Here is a 19,348-nt window from a genome sequence, read left to right on the forward strand (position 1 = left end):
AATTCATTGAATTGAAATATAATTGTAAACTGCTGAAAGATAGTTGCAATGTTTACATGTTATAATGATTTGTGATTGAATATAAAGAGATGGAGAGATAGCCATGATTGAAATGCAGGATGTAATGAAAAAGTACCCAAATGGGACAACTGCCATCCGAAATATCTCGATCAATATTGATCAAGGTGAATTTGTATACGTGGTAGGCCCTTCTGGCGCCGGTAAATCAACGTTTATCAAATTAATGTATCGTGAAGAAAAAGCAACAAAAGGCGTCCTAAATGTTGCTGGCCACGACTTATTAAAAATAAAAAATCGGGAAGTTCCTTACTTACGACGTGATATTGGAATTGTCTTTCAGGATTATAAATTGTTGCCGAAAAAGACTGTCTATGAAAATGTTGCCTATGCGATGCAAGTCGTTGGCAGAAAACCACGCGAAATCAAAAAACGGGTAATGGAAGTTCTTGACCTGGTTGGTTTAAAACACAAAGTTCGAGTGTTCCCAAGTGAACTTTCTGGTGGGGAACAACAACGAGTTTCAATTGCTCGCGCTATCGTAAATACGCCAAAGGTTTTAATTGCTGATGAACCTACGGGGAATCTTGATCCGGATAATTCATGGGATATCATGAAATTATTAGATCGGATTAATGGTCAAGGAACAACGATCGTGATGGCTACGCATAATAGTAACATCGTAAACAGAATTCGGCACCGCGTAATCGCTATTGAGAATGGTCGAATAATTCGAGATCAAGCGGAAGGGGAATACGGATACGATGATTAGAACTTTTTTCCGTCACCTATTAGAAAGTATTAAAAGTCTAAAGCGTAATGGTTGGATGACCGTTGCTTCAGTTAGTGCGGTAACCATCACTTTGACTTTGGTAGGTGTGTTTTTAGCGGTCATTATGAATGCCACTAAGTTAGCTACAGATATCGAAAATAATGTGAATGTTTCCGTCTTTATTGATGTGGGAACTAAGCAAGATGAGATTGATAAGTTGGAAGTTGAATTACGCAAATTAACAAATGTTGAGGATGTTACATTCTCAAGTAAAGACGCTGAATTAAAGAAAATTCAGAGTGCAATGGGGGATGCCTGGAACCTTTTTGAAGGGGATAGTAATCCACTATATGATACGTTTGTAATCAGCACGACCGAGCCTAGTCAAACGAAAGCTGTTGCGGCAAAAGCGGCGAAATTGCCAGCTGTTTTTAAAGCAGATTACGGTGGTGATTCTTCTGATAAAATCATGAAGATTGCTGGTGCAGTTCAGACATGGGGATTAGGTGCGGCGGCGCTATTAATTTTTGTTGCCATGTTCCTAATATCAAATACGATCCGTATTACGATTCTCTCTAGAAAACGTGAAATTCAGATTATGCGTTTAGTAGGGGCCAAAAATGGCTATATTCGTTGGCCGTTCTTTATAGAAGGCGGTTGGATTGGCTTAATTGGTGCGATTGTTCCTATTTTAATTATCACATTTGGTTATCAAGCAGTTTATGGACTGACTAACCCAATGTTCTTACGATCAAACTATTCATTGTTACAACCAGATGACTTTATCTGGAAAATCGATCTATTGATTGTCGGTATAGGGGTCGTTATTGGTTCAATGGGATCAATTATCTCTATGCGTAGATTCCTTAAAATCTAAAAAACAAATCAAAAATAAGTTGAAAGCGAGCAAATTTTGCTCGCTTTTTCTTTACTTCTAATTTCAATTTGGGTATGCTTGAAAGGAATGTGTTTCCATCTTTAGGGGGTGAGTCTTTGCAGTTTATTACCAGCAATCTCTCGATGATTTTATTAATCGCTAATATTTTACTTTCATTAATTATCGTTTTTCGAGAGCGTCGACAAACAGCTCAAACTTGGGCTTGGCTAATGGTTCTGATGTTTATTCCAGTGTTAGGATTTATTCTATATATCTTTTTTGGTCGTGGTATTTCCAAAGATAAAATTTTTGATTTGAAAATGCAAGCTAAGTTAGGGATGAATATTGAAATTGAGCAAGAAAAACTTGCTCTAATGCGTGGACTTTATCCACATCCGCCAACTGGTCAAGCAGACCCCAAGCAACTAATTTACATGTTGACGGTTTTTGAAAGCTCTTTATATACGACCAAAAATCAAGTCAAACTTTTTACCGATGGGCGAGAAAAGTTCGATGCTTTACTAGAAGATATCAATCAGGCAACCGACCATATTCATTTACAATATTATATCTATCGCAGCGATAGTCTAGGAATTGAAGTGCGGGATGCCTTAATAAAAGCTGCCCAGCGTGGCGTAAAGGTCCGTGTTTTATTAGATGCCTGGGGCTCTACTCAAGTATCCATGAGCTTCTTTGATGAACTTAAAGCAGCTGATGGCGAAGTGGCACTTTTCTTTCCGTTGTTCGTGCCTTATTTAAATCCTCGTATTAATTATCGCAATCACCGAAAAATTGTTGTTATTGATGGCGAAATTGGTTATACAGGTGGATTTAACGTTGGAATTGAGTATTTGGGGCTTGTTAAGCGTTTTGGTTATTGGCGTGATAATCACTTGCGCATTCACGGAGAGGCGGTCTATGCCTTACAAAACCGTTTTTTAATGGATTGGAACTCACAACATACCAAAGAGGTAAGCTACGAGAAAAGCTTCTTTCCAACGATTACCTCAGATGGCGACAAAGCTATGCAGATTGTCACTAGCGGTCCTGATTCAGAGCATGAGCAGATTAAAATGACCTATCTAAAAATGATTTCTGTGGCTAAAAAAGAAATTTTAATTCAAACACCTTATTATATTCCAGATGAGTCGATTCATGAGGCATTGAAGTTAGCGCTGCTTTCTGGTGTTAAGGTGCATATTCAGATTCCTAATAAACCGGATCATATGTTAGTCTACTGGGCAACTTATTCATTTGCAGCTGAGTTACTGGATTATGGAGCAATTATTGAAACTTACGAAAATGGCTTTATTCATGCGAAAACGATGATTATTGATGGCGGGATTGTCTCAGTTGGTTCGGCAAACATCGATGTCCGTTCATTTAGACTAGATTTCGAGGTGAATGCAATCATTTACGATGAGCGACTTGCTGAGGAATTGCGAAAAGAATTCTACGAAGATTCAAAAGTTTCCGCACTATTAACAAGTGAACGATATGAGCAACGTGGCTTCCTAATCAAAATTAAGGAAGGGCTTGCCCGCTTGATCTCACCACTCTTATAATCTGTTATAAATAAACTGCTTGCTACGAGAAAAAAATTTTTTCTTGTGGCAAGCAGTTCTTTTATTGAAGAAGTAATTGGCGTTTATCTGTTGCTATTATACAAATAAAAAAAGAAAGTGCATCGTCTTGTAGACAATACACTTTCAAAAGGGATGATCATTTCAGCAAACATATGGGGAATGTCGAAGAAATGATGAAACCGTCCAGAAACAATTCTATTTCAATACTTTTGGGGAATCTATGATTTTGGGGAAATCGATAGATAAGTAGCGAGTAGAATGTTCTTTTATAGAGACGCATTTCAAGATTAGTATAGCACATTGATTGGTTTCGAGATAGTATTTGAGTCAAAAAAATCGACTTTTTTTTCAATTATTTGTTATTGATATTCGACAATTGATTTCCAATCTGTAAATATCATGGTAAACTATACTTGATTTTATCTTTCTAAAGAGGAGTTTATACATGAAAAAAAATAGAATTATTCTGGCATTGTTTGGTTCATTACTTTTATTAACCGGTTGTTCAAAATGGATTGACCGTGGTGAATCAATTACAGCAGTTGGCTCATCTGCACTCCAACCATTAGTTGAAACGGTCGCAGAGGACTACCAGGCAAAGAATCCGGGGAGATTTGTGAATGTCCAAGGAGGAGGTAGTGGAACGGGGCTGAGTCAGGTACAATCGGGCGCCGTAGAGATTGGAAATTCTGATTTATTTGCTGAAGAAAAATCAGGGATTGATGCAGAAAAACTTGTTGACCATAAGGTTGCTGTTGTTGGAATTGCACCAATTGTCAATAAAAATATTGGCTTAAAAGATATTTCTCTGACTGATTTACGCAAAGTATTTTTAGGAGAAATCACCAATTGGAAAGAATTGGGTGGTGCTGATCAAACGATTGTCATACTGAATCGTGCAGCAGGTAGTGGGACACGTAGTACTTTTGAAAAATGGGTGCTTGATGGGGAAACGGCTATCAAATCTCAAGAACAAGATTCTAGTGGTATGGTTCGTCAAATTGTAGCGGACACACCGGGAGCTATTAGCTATACCGCCTTCTCTTATATTACTGATGATGTTGCTACCTTAACAGTGGATGGGGTTGCACCAACTGATGAGAACGTGACAACGAACGCTTGGACGATTTGGGCTTACGAGCATATGTATACAAACGGCGAAGCAACTGATTTAACCAAAGAATTTTTAGACTATATATTATCTGATGAGATTCAAGAACAGATTGTCGGTGAGCTGGGCTATATCCCAGTTTCAAAAATGGCTATCGAGCGAGATTGGCAAGGGGAAATCATCGAGAAATAAATCTTTACACAAATTTTACAATCTACACAAAACCTTTACATGAAGTTAAAGCCAAATTGATGTTCTAACAGTAAACTAAGAAACGTATGCAACTATCAGTGATAGCTGATCGTTTAGAGGGGGAACTAGCTTGGAAGATGTAAAAAAAGTCTTACTTACCAAATCAAAAAGGGCACGGATGGAGCAACGAGGGAAACTTTTGAGTTTTCTATGTATTGCGCTAATCGTCCTCGTCGTTATTTCAATTTTCTTTTTTGTCGCAAGCAAAGGATTAGCGACATTTTTCGTGGATAAAATTAATGTCCTTGATTTTTTATTCGGTTCTGATTGGAATCCTAGTCAATTGGGAGCTGATGGCAAACCCATGGTGGGCGCCTTACCTATGATTGTTGGGTCGTTTATCGTGACGTTCTTATCCGCTATCGTGGCTACACCGTTTGCGATTGGCGCAGCTGTTTTTATGACAGAGATTTCACCTAAAAAAGGCACGAAAATTCTACAACCGGTTATCGAACTGCTTGTCGGAATCCCTTCAGTTGTCTACGGTTTTATCGGTTTATCTGTAATTGTACCTGCTGTGCGTTCTGTTTTCGGTGGCACAGGGTTCGGGATTTTAGCAGGAACGTTTGTTTTATTCATTATGATTTTGCCAACTGTCACAACGATGACCGTGGATGCCTTAAAATCAGTGCCTCGTTACTATCGAGAAGCGTCATTGGCCTTAGGAGCAACACGTTGGCAAACAATTTACAAAGTTGTTTTACGAGCGGCTGTTCCAGGGATTTTGACTGCAGTTGTTTTCGGGATGGCGCGGGCCTTTGGTGAAGCGTTAGCCATTCAAATGGTGATCGGGAATGCCGCCTTAATGCCGTCTAGCCTTACAACGCCGGCATCAACACTGACGTCAATTTTGACTATGGGAATTGGAAATACGATTATGGGAACTGTCGAAAATAATGTGTTATGGTCGCTGGCCTTAATCCTATTATTAATGTCACTTTTCTTCAATATTGTTATCCGCATGATTGGTAAGAAGGGGGCGCTTAAATAATGGATGCAAAAAAATCAGATAAAATTGCTACAGGGATACTCTATGTCATCTCAGGAATTATTGTTTTAATTCTCGCAGCTTTACTACTGTATATTTTAGTGCGTGGTGTGCCTCATATTTCTTGGGCATTTCTAACGGAGCCCTCAAAAGCCTATCAAGTTGGCGGAGGAATCGGGATTCAATTATTTAATTCCTTATATTTGTTATTCATCACTATGATTATCAGCTTTCCCATCTCATTGGGAGCCGGAATTTATTTATCAGAATATGCGCCAAAGAATTGGCTGACAGATATCATTCGTACGTCCATCGAGATTTTAAGCTCATTACCTTCAGTAGTGGTTGGTTTATTCGGATTCTTGATTTTTGTTATTCAATTTCAATATGGCTTCTCGATTATTTCGGGGGCACTAGCCTTAACCTTATTCAATTTACCATTGCTTACAAGAAATGTAGAAGAGTCGTTACGGGCAGTCCATTATACGCAGCGAGAAGCAGGTTTAGCACTTGGCTTATCACGTTGGGAAACAGTGACGAAAGTTGTCGTTCCAGAAGCATTGCCAGGAATTTTGACAGGAATTATTTTAAGCTCAGGTCGGATTTTTGGAGAAGCAGCGGCTTTAATCTATACAGCGGGTCAAAGCGCACCAGCACTAGACTTTACCAATTGGAACCCATTAAGCGTTTCAAGTCCAATTAGTATTTTCCGCCAAGCAGAAACGCTGGCTGTTCATATTTGGAAGGTCAACACAGAAGGCACAATGCCTGATGGGGCCGCAGTGTCAGCAGGGGCTTCAGCAGTATTAATTATTGCTGTGCTACTCTTCAACTTTGGCGCTCGTGCCATTGGCAAACGTCTACACAAAAAGATGACTTCAGCATAAGGAGACGATCATATGAAAGAATATGACTTAAATGATACGAATATCATTTCAGTACCGGATAGACAGAATATTGCGCTACACACCAACGATTTACATGTCTGGTATGGTGAAAATGAAGCCATCAAAGGCGTCGGACTGGAATTCGAAAAAAATAAAATCACTTCTTTAATTGGTCCTTCTGGCTGTGGTAAGTCAACTTATCTACGTTCATTAAATCGTATGAATGATGGGATTGCTAATACCAAGGTGACTGGGGAAATCATGTATAAGGATGTTAACATTAATTCAAAAGAAGTCGATGTCTATGAAATGCGTAAGCGTGTCGGCATGGTGTTCCAACGACCAAATCCATTTAGTAAATCAATCTATGAAAATATCACGTTTGCTTTAAAACAGCATGGTGAAAAAGATAAAAGGAAATTAGATGAAATTGTCGAAACTAGCTTAAAACAAGCCGCTCTTTGGGACCAAGTAAAGGATACGTTAGATAAAAGTGCCTTAGCTTTATCTGGTGGGCAACAGCAGCGACTCTGTATTGCTCGCGCGATTGCCATGAAACCTGATATTTTACTCTTAGATGAACCAGCTAGCGCCCTAGACCCAATCTCGACTGGGACGGTCGAGGAAACTTTGATTAATTTGAAAGACCATTACACGATCATTATTGTGACACATAATATGCAACAAGCAGCGCGTATCAGTGATTACACGGCATTCTTCTATTTAGGAAAAGTGATTGAATACGATGAAACTAGAAAAATCTTCACTCGACCAAAAGTCCAAGCAACAGAAGATTATGTTTCAGGTCACTTTGGCTAAGCTTTTTGCTTTAAGAACAGAGGAATGCTAAAATGGAGGTTCACAGATGACAAATGAAATCATCGTATCAAAAGATTTACATCTATATTATGGAAAAAAAGAAGCCTTAAAAGGCATCGATATGGCGATTGAACAAGGCCAAATTACTGCTATGATTGGCCCTTCTGGTTGCGGTAAGTCTACCTATCTGCGTTCGTTGAATCGCATGAATGATCTGATTCCGAGTGTGACGATTACAGGTAGTGTGATGTATAAAGGCAATGATATCTATAGTCCTAAAACGGACACAGTTGAACTGAGAAAAGAAATCGGCATGGTGTTCCAACAGCCGAATCCGTTCCCATTTTCAATCTACGAGAATGTCATTTATGGCTTGAAGCTCAAAGGTGTCAAAGACAAACAAGAGTTGGATCGAGTAGTGGAAGAAAGCTTGAAGGCAGCCTCTGTTTGGGAAGATGTCAAAGACAAATTGCACAAGAGTGCGCTCTCACTATCAGGTGGGCAACAACAACGTGTGTGTATCGCTCGGGTGTTAGCGGTCAGTCCAGAGATTATTCTATTGGATGAACCCACCAGTGCACTAGACCCAATCTCGACTGGGAAGATTGAGAATCTACTATTAGAATTACGCGAACAATACACGATGATTATGGTGACGCATAATATGTCACAAGCTTCACGGATTTCAGATAAGACCGCCTTTTTCCTAGATGGTCATCTAATTGAATACAATGACACCAAAAAAATCTTTTTACAACCTGAAAAGAAAGAAACAGAAGATTATATTTCTGGTAAATTTGGATAGGAGGAGAAATATGTTACGTACACAATTTGAAGAAGAACTATTAAACCTTCACAATCAGTTTTATGAGATGGGTATGATGGTCAGTAGCGCGGTGCATAAGTCTGTTCGATCATACATCAAACATGATAAAGCGTTGGCTAAAGAAGTCATCGAAAATGATGTCGCGATCAATGATATGGAAGTTCGTTTGGAAAAGAAAAGCTTTGAGATGATTGCTTTACAACAACCAGTAACGACCGACTTACGCATGATTATCACTGTTATGAAAGCCAGCTCTGACTTGGAAAGAATGGCTGACCATGCGGTATCAATCGCAAAATCAACGATTCGCGTCAAAGGTGAAACACGGATTCCAGAAATCGAAAAAGAAATTTCTGACATGTCTGATTACGTTAAAAAAATGGTCGATAACGTCTTAGTAGCCTACGTGAAGACCGACGAAAAAGATGCCCGCACGATTGCTAACATGGATCAACGGGTTAATGAATATTTCACTCAGATCTACAATAGCTCGATTAAAAAAATGGAAAATCACCCAGAAACAGTTGTCAGTGGGACGGATTATCTGCATGTAGCAACTTACTTAGAACGTATCGCTGATTATGTGACAAATATCTGTGAATGGATTGTCTATTTAGCGACAGGCAAGATTACTGAATTAAACACGAATCACGATGAATAGTCGCTATAGATAGGCTAATAAAATTATATGAACCAATCTATATCGCTATTGCATAAGGAACCATTAAAAAACTGAGACTTTTGTCTGATTGACAGCAGTCTCAGTTTTTTTGTATGCTTTTATAGGTATTAGATGCACTTTACTAATATTCAATCTTAGGTAAACATTCAAACCTATTTTCTAGATTTTTCTGGCTTTCTACTATTAAAGGAGGTTACTTCAGACAAAAGTTATATAAATTTTTGTCTCGAGTTTCTGAGGTGAGAAAGAGTCCCTGATAATAAATGGGCCTTATTTGTCAAAAAAATTAAATTTCACCTTGAGACAGAGAAAAAGTTACAACTAAAGTCCTATGACATTTGGTAAAAAAAAAGGCATAATAAGCATGTAAGGAAAACCTTGCAAAATAAATTTGCTCAAGGAGGCAATTTCCATGAAAGAAAGAGAACGTATTTTAGATTTAGTAAAAAAAGGTGTGCTCTCCACTGAGGAAGCATTAGATTTACTTGAAACGATGGCAACTGCAAAAGACGAACAACACATTGAACAGGCGGCGGATAAAGTTTCTTCCACTAATCAAGACCTGACGAATAAAGCAAATAGCTCTTCAGAAGAGGACAAAAAAATCAATAAATTAATAGATGCTTTAGAAAATGGGCAAGAGGTCGAAGAACCAACTCCAGATTTGAAAGATAAAGAACAAGAAGACAAAGAAAATTTAGAAAAAATTCTCGATGATTTAGCGACAGAAGCCAATCAAGCATCCGTTGAATTGGATGAGATCAATGCTGAAATCCAAGGAATTCGCACAGAAATCAAAGAAAAACAAGAACAATCAATGCAGTTAGACACCAAAGAAGAATTAGGTAGTTTGACGGATGAAGAGTTGGAAAACCGTGAAGCCTTACAAGGTGAGTTGGAAGACTTAGAAGACACATTGAGCGATTTGTTAGAAGAAAAACTAACATTAGAAGCAGAGCTTAAAAATATCCGCAAAAATCAATGGTCTGAAACAAAAGAATCGATTGGTTCGAAATTTGATATTCCAGATGATTGGAAAGACCAAGCCAATGAAACATTAGGTCAAGTTGGCGGGAAAATGGCAGAAGCTGGTACTCAATTGGGCAAATTCCTCAAACAAACTTTCCAAACGGTTTCTGAGTCAGTCAATGACAATATGGAATGGAAAGATATCAGCTTACGCGTACCAGGCATTGCGTCAACAAAATTCGAGCATGAGTTTTATTATGAAGCACCTCAAGCGAGCATTTTAGATGTCAAAGTGGCCAACGGAAATATCCAATTCAAAACGTGGGATAAGGAAGATGTCAAAGTTGAAGCGAAGATTCGTCTTTATGGCAAGATGGATGCCGAAACTCCGTTTGAAGCGTTCGAGCAAAGAAGTCAAATTAACGTCGATGATGACCAAATTTCCTTCCAAATTCCCAACAAACGGATTCGCGCAGACTTGGTGTTCTACTTACCAACACGGGTCTACGACCATGTGTCTGTCAAACTATTAAACGGTAATTTGACGATCGATGAATTGGAAGTCAAAGATGCCTATACAAAATCAACAAACGGCAACATCCAATTGAATAAAATTAAAGCAACGATGCTAGAAATTGAAGGAGTTAACGGCAATATTGGTGTATCTGACAGCCAGATTTTAGATTCAATCGTTGAAACAGTTAACGGGAATGCCTCATTTGATGAAGCGCCGCAAAACGTTTCTGTTTCCTTAGTGAATGGGGATATCCGAATCACTGCGAAAAGTGCTGGGCTACACAAGATAGAAGCAAGTTCTGTCAACGGGAATGTCAAAGTTGCGATTCCTGTTGAATTAGGCGTCGATGGCTATGCTAAAACAAGCCTTGGCCGAATTAATAGCCGTATGAGTGACTATGAAGTTGTTCGTGAAAAGAAAGAACGTACGAATCAAATGCTTCAATTCCGCCGTGTCTCTGAAGAGCAAATGGCGCAAGTAAGCTTATCAACAACAACAGGAAGTATCTTTATAAAAGATACAGATAAATAACTAATTTTTTTGAACTAGAAAGGTGCATTTTGCATCTTTCTAGTGTAAAATTTGAAGGGATAGAGGTGAATAATAATGAGAAAAAAATTAACAAAATCAAATCGAAATGTAGTTCTTACAGGGACATTAGCCGGAATTGCTGAATACCTTGGGATCGACCCAACGATTGCTCGTGTCATTTATGTTGCAGCTAGCTTTTTATTTATTGGAAGCCCAATAATTTTATATATTATCATGGCGTTGCTCATCCCTTCAGGTCGCAAACAAGCCAATAACTACGGTCATGATAACCCATATTACCAAAGCAACAATTACCAAGGACCGCGCTACAAAGATAGTAAAAAAGCAACGCGTAAACAAGCTGAAAAAATTGATGAGGATGACTGGAGTGATTTCTAATGACCTATTTCCAACGACTGGTTGTAAATTCGTTGACGTTTATCTCATTAGCAGTCCTATTTCCTAGCATGGTTCATGTCCAAGGGATTCCAACAGCCATTATCGCAAGCTTTGTTCTGTCCCTGTTGAACATGCTAGTGAAACCTGTCTTAACAATCCTTTCTTTACCATTTACACTTTTGACTTTTGGATTGTTTAGTTTTGTGGTCAATGCGATTATCTTAAAATTGACCTCCTTTTTCGTCGGTGCAGAGCAATTTGGCTTTTCCTCTTTTGGCGCAGCAATTCTTGTTGCGGTGATCATGACTTTAGTGAACACAATTGTCAGTGAGCATACGATGTCAAAATATCAATAAAATAGAAATTCATAGATAACCTAAGCTAGAGTAGTATTAATCTCAGCTTAGGTTATTTCTTTCTAGTATCTTGCTTGCGATAATGATAAAATAGTACAGAATACTATAAGAAATGAGGGACTGTAATGACAGAGATTGTCAAAGTAAGTCAGCTAGTCGATAAATTATCGCTGGAAGTCGTAACAGGCAGCGCTACTAGTTTAGACCGTGACATCGTCACAGGTGATGTATCACGACCTGGTTTAGAATTAACAGGTTATTTTAATTATTATTCTCATGACCGTTTACAATTATTTGGAAGTAAAGAAACAACATTTGCTGAACGTATGACACCGGAAGAACGTTTGATGGTGATTAGACGGATGTGCAGCCCGGATACACCGGCATTTATAATTTCTAGAGGCTTAGAAGCAACTAAAGAAATGATTCAAGCAGCAGAAGAATATGATATTGCTGTCTTGCGCTCACCTATTTCAACTTCCCGTCTATTAGGCGAGATTTCTAGTTATCTAGATAGCCGTTTGGCTCCTCGTACCAGCATTCATGGCGTTTTAGTTGATGTCTACGGCCTGGGTGTCTTAATTCAAGGGGATAGTGGTATCGGGAAAAGTGAAACAGCGTTAGAATTAATTAAACGTGGGCACCGACTGATTGCGGATGACCGTGTGGATGTCTATAAACAAGACGAATTAACAGTGGTTGGTGAACCGCCAAAAATCCTGCAACATTTAATTGAGATTCGTGGGATTGGTATCATTGATGTGATGAACTTATTTGGGGCAAGTGCTGTCCGTGGCTCAACAGAAGTTCAGCTGACGGTTTATCTTGAATCTTGGGAAAAGGATAAGAAATATGATCGTTTAGGTTCTGATGACACAACGGTCGAGATTGCTGAAGTCCATGTACCGCAGATTAAGATTCCTGTCAAAACAGGGCGAAATGTCGCGATCATTATTGAAGTGGCTGCCATGAACTTCCGTGCAAAAACAATGGGTTATGATGCGACGAAGACCTTTGAAGAACGATTAACTAAACTTATTGAAGAAAATTCTGCAAATTAAGGAGTTTTACTATGTTGGCACAAATCAACCGTGTAGCGTTCAACTTCTTTGGCTTGCCTATCTACTGGTATGCTTTACTGATTGTCTCTGGCGTTGCCATTGCAATGTGGCTCAGCAGCCGTGAAGCGGTGCGTGTCGGTTTAAAAAAAGATGATGTGACAGATTTTATGTTGTGGGGTTTACCTATGGCAATTATCGGCGCGCGTCTCTATTATGTTCTATTTGATATTCAACTCTACTTAGAGGATCCCATCCAGATTTTTAATATTCGTTCTGGGGGCTTGGCCATTTATGGTGGCTTGATTGCTGGTGGAATCACGTTATACTTTTTTTCCAAATATCATTTTATCTCTATTTGGACCTTTCTGGATATCGCAGCACCGAGTGTGATCTTAGCTCAAGCGATTGGTCGCGTGGGAAATTTTATGAATCACGAAGCGTTTGGCGCGAAGACCACAGAGGCTTTTCTAAAGGGACTACATTTACCACAGGTTATCATCGATAATATGTACATTGACGGTGCTTACCGCCAACCAACCTTTTTATATGAATCAACGTGGAATGTACTGGGCTTTATCTTATTAATCTTCCTACGTAAAAAACAACACTTACTTAAACAAGGGGAAGTCTTTCTTGGCTACATTATTTGGTATAGCTTTGGCCGTTTCTTCATCGAAGGAATGCGGACAGACAGCTTGTACCTCTTTGCCAATATACGCGTTTCACAAGCCCTATCAGCTATTCTATTCGTTGGCGCAATCGCATTGCTCATTTGGCGTCGAAAAAAAGAAAGTCATTTACAAGAATATAATCGGACATTGGGCGAGAACCAATGGCTAATTTAATGAAAACCCATGTTTACTATGGTAAACTAACAGGGAAAAGAAACAAGAAGGAGCGCTTTTAAGTGAAACAAACAATTGCAGTATTAGGCCCAGGCTCATGGGGGACTGCCTTAGCACAGGTCTTGGCAGAAAACGGACATGACGTTCGAATTTGGGGCAATAACGCCGCTCAGATTGATGAGATTAATACTTATCATACTAATCGTCATTATTTACCAGATTTAACAATTCCAGCGTCGATTCGTGGAGAAAAAGAACTAGAGATAGCGATTGATGGGGCAGATGCCATTCTTTTTGTAGTTCCCACCAAAGCTATTCGCTCAGTGGCACAAGAGTTTGTCAAAAAAGTAAAGAACAAGCCATTGATTATTCATGCCAGTAAAGGGTTGGAACAAGAAACTCACAAACGAATTTCTGAGATTCTATGTGAAGAAATCCCTGTCGAAAAACGGCGTGGGTTGGTTGTTTTATCTGGACCTAGTCACGCAGAAGAAGTGGCCGTGCACGATATTACAACAATTACAGCGGCGAGTGAAAAAGTGGAAGAGGCGACCTACGTCCAAGACTTATTCATGAATGATTATTTCCGCATTTACACAAATACAGATGTCATCGGTGTCGAGATGGGTGCAGCATTAAAAAATATTATCGCGATTGGTGCCGGTGCTATTCATGGCTTAGGCTTTGGTGATGATGCGAAGGCTGCTATCATGACGCGTGGGCTAGCTGAAATAAGTCGCCTAGGTGTTGCGATGGGTGCGGATCCGTTAACTTTTATCGGCTTGAGTGGTGTAGGTGATTTAATCGTGACCTGTACCAGTGTCCATTCACGGAATTGGCGAGCTGGGAACCTTCTGGGTAAAGGCCACAATCTGCAAGAAGTTTTGGAGAATATGGGGATGATTGTTGAAGGTGTTTCTACTACTAAAGCAGCAATTGAACTGGCGCATCAGGTCAATGTTGAAATGCCTATCACAGAAACCATTTATAGCGTTCTTTATGAAGGTAAGGAAATTAAAGCTGCCGCGAAAGATATTATGTTACGCGATGGCAAAATAGAGAATGAATTTTCAATCAAATAAAAGGTAAACTAGTAATTAGTAAATTAGGAGGCAGTAAGCATGAAAGTCAGAAAAGCAGTTATTCCAGCAGCCGGCTTAGGAACACGTTTCCTACCCGCTACCAAAGCAATGGCTAAAGAAATGTTGCCGATTGTTGATAAACCGACAATCCAATTTATTGTTGAAGAAGCATTGAAATCAGGAATCGAAGATATTTTAATCGTTACCGGTAAAGGAAAGCGCCCGATTGAAGATCATTTTGATTCAAATGTGGAGCTAGAAACCAACCTACGCGAAAAAGGCAAGACAGAGCTACTAAAATTGGTAGAAGAAACAACCGATGTGAATCTTCATTTTATCCGTCAATCTCATCCAAAAGGTTTAGGCCATGCCGTACTTCAAGCACGAGCATTTGTTGGCAATGAACCGTTTGTTGTGATGCTGGGTGATGACTTAATGGAAGATACTACTCCGTTAACGAAGCAGCTCATTAATGATTACGAACGAACACACGCGTCGACTTTAGCAGTGATGCGCGTTCCACATGAAGATACTTCAAAATATGGTATTATCAATCCAGGAGAAGAAGTTGAAAAAGGCTTGTTCAATGTTAAAAATTTCGTTGAAAAGCCAAATCCTGAAGAAGCTCCAAGTGACTTGGCAATCATCGGCCGTTACTTGTTAACACCTGAGATCTTTGATGTGCTTGAACATCAAGAACCCGGTGCTGGCAATGAAATTCAGCTCACTGATGCCATCGATACGCTAAACAAAACACAACGCGTTTTTGCACAAGAATTTACCGGCAAACGTTATGATGTTGGCGATAAATTTGGCTTTATGAAAACTAGTATCGAATATGGCTTAACGCATCCTGAAGTAAGTAAGAACTTAAAACAGTACATTATCGACTTAGGGGCAGAACTGGCTGAAGAACAAAAGAAATCAGAAAAAGCAGTAGCCAAAAAAGAAGACAAACCAACAAAAGAATAGAAATAAAAAGACAAAACTTAGTAAGTGGTACACTAATCAAACCGATTAATGTGCCACTTTTTCTGTATATAAGATGGCGGCAAACGACTAGAATTAGTTAAATGGATTCGTGCTGTTAATCAATGTAAAACCTACGATTTGTTTATTAAATCAATTTTAGTGTTTACTTCTGTTAGCTCAGTCTGATAAAAAAGGAAATCTTTGTCTTTTACATCTGAGTTTTCCTATATGCGACAGATTTATAAGTCTGTACTGTTTCAAATGTGTTGCTTTTCTTGTACAATAGAGATAACAGATTTTCTTAATTTAGTATGCGTTTTTATTTGTACAAAAAATGGGGAAATGCTATGCTAAGTATAAGGTTTATAGGCTGAAAGGAGTGTTAAAATGTCAGGTTTAGAAATCGCAGGTTTACTAGCTGCACTGGCGCTAGTTGTATTAGTTGTCTTTTTGATTCCTGTACTATTACAATTATCAAAAACACTAAAAAATGTGGATAATGTAGTGTCAGAAGTTAAAACAACAGTCAATGTTGTGACAAATGATGTGGATGTTTTGTCCCGTCAAGTGGAGGGACTATTGGTTAAAAGTAATGAGCTATTGAATGACGTCAATGGCAAAGTAGCCACAATTGACCCATTGTTCACTGCTGTAGCTGATTTGAGTGAAAGTGTTTCTGATTTGAATAGCTCAAGTAAGCATCTATTAAATAAAGTGACCTCTGTGGGCAAATCAACAGCGAAAGCAAGTGTTGCGTCAAAAGTCGGCGGAACTGCTTATAAGTTTTTCAGAAATAGCAAATCAACAGAAAAAAATACAAAATAGAGTAGGAGGAATTTGGTTATGTCAAAAAATGGTGGATTTTTATTAGGTGCCGTTATTGGTGGGACAGCTGCTGCTGTTGCCGCGTTATTACTTGCGCCAAAATCAGGTAAAGAGTTACGTCAAGATTTAGCTGCACAAGCGGATGATTTATTGGATATGGCGTCTGACTACACAGATTATGCAAAGGATAAATCTTCTGAGCTTGGATCAATTGCAAAGGAAAAAGCAACAGTTCTTTCACAACAAGCAGGTGACTTGGCTGGAAATATTAAAGATAAAACAAGTAGTTCTTTTGATGATGCACACGATATTTCAGATTCTATGTTAGAAAGATTAAAACAACAATCAGCTGATTTGACTGATCGTTTCAAGAAGTCTGCTGCTGAAGTTAAAGACGGCGCTGATGAATTATCAGATTTAGCTGAAGAAACAGCTGAAGATATCATCATTGATGTCAAAGAAACTGCTGAAGATAGCAAAGATACGCTAAAAGAAGCTGTCGATGAAGCACAGCCAGTAGTGGAAGAGGCAAAAGAAGTAACAAAAGAAACCCTTGAAGAAGGCAGCAAGCAAGTTCAAGAAACAGCGAAAGACCTAGCTGAAGAAACAAAAGACCAAATCTAAGAATAATCGAATAGAATAGCAAAAGCTGTGGCGAATGTCACAGCTTTTTTTGCCGTCAGTGGCTATCCATCGTGTTTTTCCTATCGACAAAGGGAAGACTTATCCAGAGTGCATCGGATTCCGAGACTTTTAGAAAACGATAAAAAGATTTTAAAAGAACTTTGAAAGCTTATGATAAAAAAGAAGTGAAATGTACCATTTCACAAGATTGCTCTACGCCTACCATCCTGCTACTGCGAAACTTGGTAAGTGGGACTGGCAGCTAGGAGCTTTCAAATGGAGTGAACTGTTCCAGTTTACGAGATTGCTCTACGCCTACCATCCCACTAATTTACTTATATAAGTGGGACTGGCAATAACAAATTGCTTTTTAAAAATTTTTTGTAAAGTGTTGATAATTAGAGATTTTTGGATTTTTTCCCACTAGTGGCTATTCGCACAGTTTTGGAGATTTTTAGAAGAGCATCAAATGACAAGAAGCCATTGTCTAGTAGGTTTTCCTGATGAAGTCACTCTTTTCATTTCACTTTTTACCGTGAAATCTGTGCGAATGAAGACTAGTGGGAATAAACTGTACATTTCTCTTCACTACAATGCTCGAATTGAAATGTACAGGGGAGTAAGAATCCTATAGATAGGGGATTCTATGGGCAATTTTTATAATAAAATCAAAAAATATAATCTATAGCTAGTCCTGTTCCTCATTCGCACAGAGGTTTCACTATTTTTTCCCACTAGTGTCTATTCGCACACTTTCAGAAATTTATAGAAGAGCGTCAAATAGCAAGAATCCATTACCTAGTAGGTTTTTCTGGTGAACTCACTCTTTTCACTTCACTTTTTATCGTGAAATCTGTGCGAATGAAGACTAGTAGGGAAAAAAGGGTCTATTTTTATCTCTCTAATCTACATAAAATAACAGTTTATGAATTATAAAATCAGACAATTGTGGTATTTGATTAGCCAGTTTGTACCGCTCATCTGAAGTAAAAGTAAAATCTCTTGTTGAGTGACACGGAGCATTTCTTAGCGACGGTCAGGTGTTTCCCATACCTTGATCAACTGTAAGATTCTATCTGTTGAGAAGCAAAAAACCGTCCGATACACAATAATGTGCCTTCGGACGGTTATCTTATCTGAGTAAGTTAGTTAAGAATTTGTAATTCTTTCGAAGTTTTTGTGAAGGGTTCGCAGCCGTCTTCAGTGACGTAGACACAGTCTTCGATACGAACACCGACTTTTTCTGGAATATAGATACCTGGCTCTAGTGAGAAGCACATACCTTTTTCAATTACAAGATCATTGCCTTCTACTAAAGAAGGGTATTCATGAACAGTTGTACCAATTCCATGCCCAAGACGATGATTAAAGTATTCACCATAGCCATAGCTTTCGATGACATCGCGAGCAATTTTATCTAGCTCACTGGCTTTGACACCTGGTTTAACTGCTGCTTGTGCTTTAAGTTGTGCTTCGAGCACGATTGAATAAATCTTTTCTTGAAATTCCGTTGGTTCATGATAGGCAACTGTTCGAGTGGCATCGCTGCAATAACCGTTCCAAACAACCCCTAGGTCAAATAGAACGAGTTCATTCTTAGCCACCGCGTTCTTACCTGGATTACCATGAGGACTCGCCGCATTCTTGCCAGCAAGAACAAGTGTGTCAAAAGACATCGCCATAACGCCTTGACGTTTTAGTTGATATTCAATCTCGGCCACTAATTCTTGTTCAGTTACGCCTTCTTTGATGGTCTTAAAGCCAATTTCAAAAGCCACATCTGCCCATGAGCCAGCTTCCATCAATTTATTTTTTTCTTCTTCAGTTTTAAGTAACTGTAGTCGTTGAATAAGTGGGCTCAAATCAGAGGAAAAATCAGTCTCTGGAAAAGCATCTTCTAGTTGGTTAAAACGATCTAATGTTAAGTTTGATTTTTCAAGACTTAAAGACTGAGGTTTGCCATAACGACTTTCAATCTCACGCGCAATCTTATTCCAAGGATTTTCGCTATCTAAGTAGCCCACAACATCATAAGCCCACGAGCTGTTTTGAGCATCTTCTACTTCAAGAGCCGGTGTGAATAAGAAAGGGTCGCTGTCGACGGGAACAAACAACGCAAGCACCCGCTCATGTGGTTCACTTTCATAGCCAGCGAAATAGGCGATGTGACCGGGATCGCTGATATAAGCCAAATCTGAGTGATTTTGCTTCATCCAATCTGTCAATTCTGCTAATTTGATTTTATTCATTCGTGATCCTTCTTTCTGTAATGATTTCTCCTATCCATTGTACCACTATTCCATTCGGCAGACTAATTGAAACGAATGAAAAATTTTCATGAAAACGGGA

At 38.9% G+C, this 19,348-nt stretch carries 19 protein-coding genes; 18 read left to right on the forward strand and 1 reads right to left on the reverse strand.

All coding sequences use genetic code 11. The features are described 5' to 3' along the window. The first annotated feature begins 103 nt into the window (after positions 1-103). The 18 genes from ftsE to BAU15_RS14045 all read left to right on the forward strand — a co-directional run bounded on the left by ftsE (position 104) and on the right by BAU15_RS14045 (position 16,999). Positions 104-790 (forward strand): cell division ATP-binding protein FtsE, encoded by a 687-nt coding sequence (gene ftsE, locus BAU15_RS13960; protein WP_161843343.1) that lies wholly within the window; start codon positions 104-106, stop codon positions 788-790. After that, complete coding sequence (gene ftsX / locus BAU15_RS13965) at positions 783-1,667, forward strand: permease-like cell division protein FtsX (RefSeq protein WP_161843344.1); 885 nt, start codon at positions 783-785, stop codon at positions 1,665-1,667. Before ftsE ends, ftsX begins: the two co-directional genes overlap by 8 nt. 143 nt (positions 1,668-1,810) lie before the next feature. Next, positions 1,811-3,232 (forward strand): cardiolipin synthase, encoded by a 1,422-nt coding sequence (cls, locus tag BAU15_RS13970; RefSeq protein ID WP_161843418.1) that lies wholly within the window; start codon positions 1,811-1,813, stop codon positions 3,230-3,232. A gap of 466 nt (positions 3,233-3,698) precedes the next feature. Further along, positions 3,699-4,556 carry a phosphate ABC transporter substrate-binding protein PstS family protein gene (locus BAU15_RS13975; protein ID WP_161843345.1) on the forward strand — a complete coding sequence of 286 codons (858 nt, stop codon included), beginning with the start codon at positions 3,699-3,701 and terminating at the stop codon, positions 4,554-4,556. Positions 4,557-4,686: 130 nt separating this feature from the next. Continuing rightward, positions 4,687-5,607, forward strand: a complete 921-nt coding sequence (gene pstC / locus BAU15_RS13980) for a phosphate ABC transporter permease subunit PstC (protein ID WP_161843346.1) — start codon at positions 4,687-4,689, stop codon at positions 5,605-5,607. Next, positions 5,607-6,491, forward strand: coding sequence for a phosphate ABC transporter permease PstA (gene pstA, locus BAU15_RS13985; RefSeq protein ID WP_161843347.1), 885 nt, complete (start codon positions 5,607-5,609; stop codon positions 6,489-6,491). The genes pstC and pstA overlap by 1 nt, the downstream gene beginning before the upstream one ends. Positions 6,492-6,503: 12 nt before the next feature. Continuing rightward, positions 6,504-7,310 (forward strand): phosphate ABC transporter ATP-binding protein PstB, encoded by an 807-nt coding sequence (gene pstB, locus BAU15_RS13990; protein WP_161843348.1) that lies wholly within the window; start codon positions 6,504-6,506, stop codon positions 7,308-7,310. 46 nt (positions 7,311-7,356) lie between these two features. After that, the gene (gene pstB, locus BAU15_RS13995) at positions 7,357-8,115 is read left to right on the forward strand and encodes a phosphate ABC transporter ATP-binding protein PstB (protein ID WP_161843349.1); all 759 of its coding nucleotides are present in this window, start codon (positions 7,357-7,359) and stop codon (positions 8,113-8,115) included. Positions 8,116-8,125: 10 nt separating this feature from the next. Then, positions 8,126-8,797, forward strand: a complete 672-nt coding sequence (gene phoU, locus BAU15_RS14000) for a phosphate signaling complex protein PhoU (protein WP_161843350.1) — start codon at positions 8,126-8,128, stop codon at positions 8,795-8,797. A 433-nt stretch (positions 8,798-9,230) separates the two neighbouring features. Next, on the forward strand, positions 9,231-10,835 hold the full coding sequence (gene liaX, locus BAU15_RS14005) for a daptomycin-sensing surface protein LiaX (protein ID WP_161843351.1): 1,605 nt from the start codon (positions 9,231-9,233) through the stop codon (positions 10,833-10,835). Positions 10,836-10,910: 75 nt separating this feature from the next. Further along, positions 10,911-11,234 carry a PspC domain-containing protein gene (locus BAU15_RS14010; RefSeq protein ID WP_161843352.1) on the forward strand — a complete coding sequence of 108 codons (324 nt, stop codon included), beginning with the start codon at positions 10,911-10,913 and terminating at the stop codon, positions 11,232-11,234. Next, positions 11,234-11,590, forward strand: a complete 357-nt coding sequence (locus BAU15_RS14015; RefSeq protein ID WP_161843353.1) for a phage holin family protein — start codon at positions 11,234-11,236, stop codon at positions 11,588-11,590. Before BAU15_RS14010 ends, BAU15_RS14015 begins: the two co-directional genes overlap by 1 nt. A 125-nt stretch (positions 11,591-11,715) precedes the next feature. Continuing rightward, positions 11,716-12,651 (forward strand): HPr(Ser) kinase/phosphatase, encoded by a 936-nt coding sequence (hprK, locus tag BAU15_RS14020; protein WP_161843354.1) that lies wholly within the window; start codon positions 11,716-11,718, stop codon positions 12,649-12,651. A gap of 11 nt (positions 12,652-12,662) precedes the next feature. Next, entirely contained in the window at positions 12,663-13,496 is an 834-nt protein-coding gene (lgt, locus tag BAU15_RS14025) for a prolipoprotein diacylglyceryl transferase (RefSeq protein WP_161843355.1), read from the forward strand. A 62-nt stretch (positions 13,497-13,558) separates the two neighbouring features. Then, positions 13,559-14,578: an NAD(P)H-dependent glycerol-3-phosphate dehydrogenase gene (locus tag BAU15_RS14030; protein WP_161843356.1), complete on the forward strand. Its 1,020-nt coding sequence runs from the start codon at positions 13,559-13,561 to the stop codon at positions 14,576-14,578. 39 nt (positions 14,579-14,617) lie between these two features. After that, positions 14,618-15,550, forward strand: coding sequence for a UTP--glucose-1-phosphate uridylyltransferase GalU (gene galU, locus BAU15_RS14035; protein ID WP_161843357.1), 933 nt, complete (start codon positions 14,618-14,620; stop codon positions 15,548-15,550). Between the two features lie 387 nt (positions 15,551-15,937). Continuing rightward, the gene (locus BAU15_RS14040) at positions 15,938-16,375 is read left to right on the forward strand and encodes a DUF948 domain-containing protein (RefSeq protein ID WP_161843358.1); all 438 of its coding nucleotides are present in this window, start codon (positions 15,938-15,940) and stop codon (positions 16,373-16,375) included. An 18-nt stretch (positions 16,376-16,393) separates the two neighbouring features. Beyond that, positions 16,394-16,999: a YtxH domain-containing protein gene (locus BAU15_RS14045; RefSeq protein WP_161843359.1), complete on the forward strand. Its 606-nt coding sequence runs from the start codon at positions 16,394-16,396 to the stop codon at positions 16,997-16,999. Positions 17,000-18,144: 1,145 nt separating this feature from the next. Here BAU15_RS14045 and BAU15_RS14050 read toward each other — a convergent pair. Next, the gene (locus BAU15_RS14050; protein WP_161843360.1) at positions 18,145-19,248 is read right to left on the reverse strand and encodes an aminopeptidase P family protein; all 1,104 of its coding nucleotides are present in this window, start codon (positions 19,246-19,248) and stop codon (positions 18,145-18,147) included. Between the last annotated feature and the right edge of the window lie 100 nt (positions 19,249-19,348).

The organism is Candidatus Enterococcus huntleyi (assembly GCF_009933175.1).
GTDB classification, from domain to species: Bacteria; Bacillota; Bacilli; order Lactobacillales; family Enterococcaceae; genus Enterococcus_K; species Enterococcus_K huntleyi.

Bases quoted from the DNA above. Each gene is read 5' to 3' on its own strand.
- ftsE (WP_161843343.1), top strand. From the start codon at position 104: ATGATTGAAATGCAGGATGTAATGAAAAAGTACCCAAATGGGACAACT.
- ftsX (WP_161843344.1), top strand. From the start codon at position 783: ATGATTAGAACTTTTTTCCGTCACCTATTAGAAAGTATTAAAAGTCTA.
- cls (WP_161843418.1), top strand. From the start codon at position 1,811: ATGATTTTATTAATCGCTAATATTTTACTTTCATTAATTATCGTTTTT.
- BAU15_RS13975 (WP_161843345.1), top strand. From the start codon at position 3,699: ATGAAAAAAAATAGAATTATTCTGGCATTGTTTGGTTCATTACTTTTA.
- pstA (WP_161843347.1), top strand. From the start codon at position 5,607: ATGGATGCAAAAAAATCAGATAAAATTGCTACAGGGATACTCTATGTC.
- pstB (WP_161843348.1), top strand. From the start codon at position 6,504: ATGAAAGAATATGACTTAAATGATACGAATATCATTTCAGTACCGGAT.
- pstB (WP_161843349.1), top strand. From the start codon at position 7,357: ATGACAAATGAAATCATCGTATCAAAAGATTTACATCTATATTATGGA.
- phoU (WP_161843350.1), top strand. From the start codon at position 8,126: ATGTTACGTACACAATTTGAAGAAGAACTATTAAACCTTCACAATCAG.
- liaX (WP_161843351.1), top strand. From the start codon at position 9,231: ATGAAAGAAAGAGAACGTATTTTAGATTTAGTAAAAAAAGGTGTGCTC.
- BAU15_RS14010 (WP_161843352.1), top strand. From the start codon at position 10,911: ATGAGAAAAAAATTAACAAAATCAAATCGAAATGTAGTTCTTACAGGG.
- BAU15_RS14015 (WP_161843353.1), top strand. From the start codon at position 11,234: ATGACCTATTTCCAACGACTGGTTGTAAATTCGTTGACGTTTATCTCA.
- hprK (WP_161843354.1), top strand. From the start codon at position 11,716: ATGACAGAGATTGTCAAAGTAAGTCAGCTAGTCGATAAATTATCGCTG.
- lgt (WP_161843355.1), top strand. From the start codon at position 12,663: ATGTTGGCACAAATCAACCGTGTAGCGTTCAACTTCTTTGGCTTGCCT.
- galU (WP_161843357.1), top strand. From the start codon at position 14,618: ATGAAAGTCAGAAAAGCAGTTATTCCAGCAGCCGGCTTAGGAACACGT.
- BAU15_RS14040 (WP_161843358.1), top strand. From the start codon at position 15,938: ATGTCAGGTTTAGAAATCGCAGGTTTACTAGCTGCACTGGCGCTAGTT.
- BAU15_RS14045 (WP_161843359.1), top strand. From the start codon at position 16,394: ATGTCAAAAAATGGTGGATTTTTATTAGGTGCCGTTATTGGTGGGACA.
- BAU15_RS14050 (WP_161843360.1), bottom strand. From the start codon at position 19,248: ATGAATAAAATCAAATTAGCAGAATTGACAGATTGGATGAAGCAAAAT.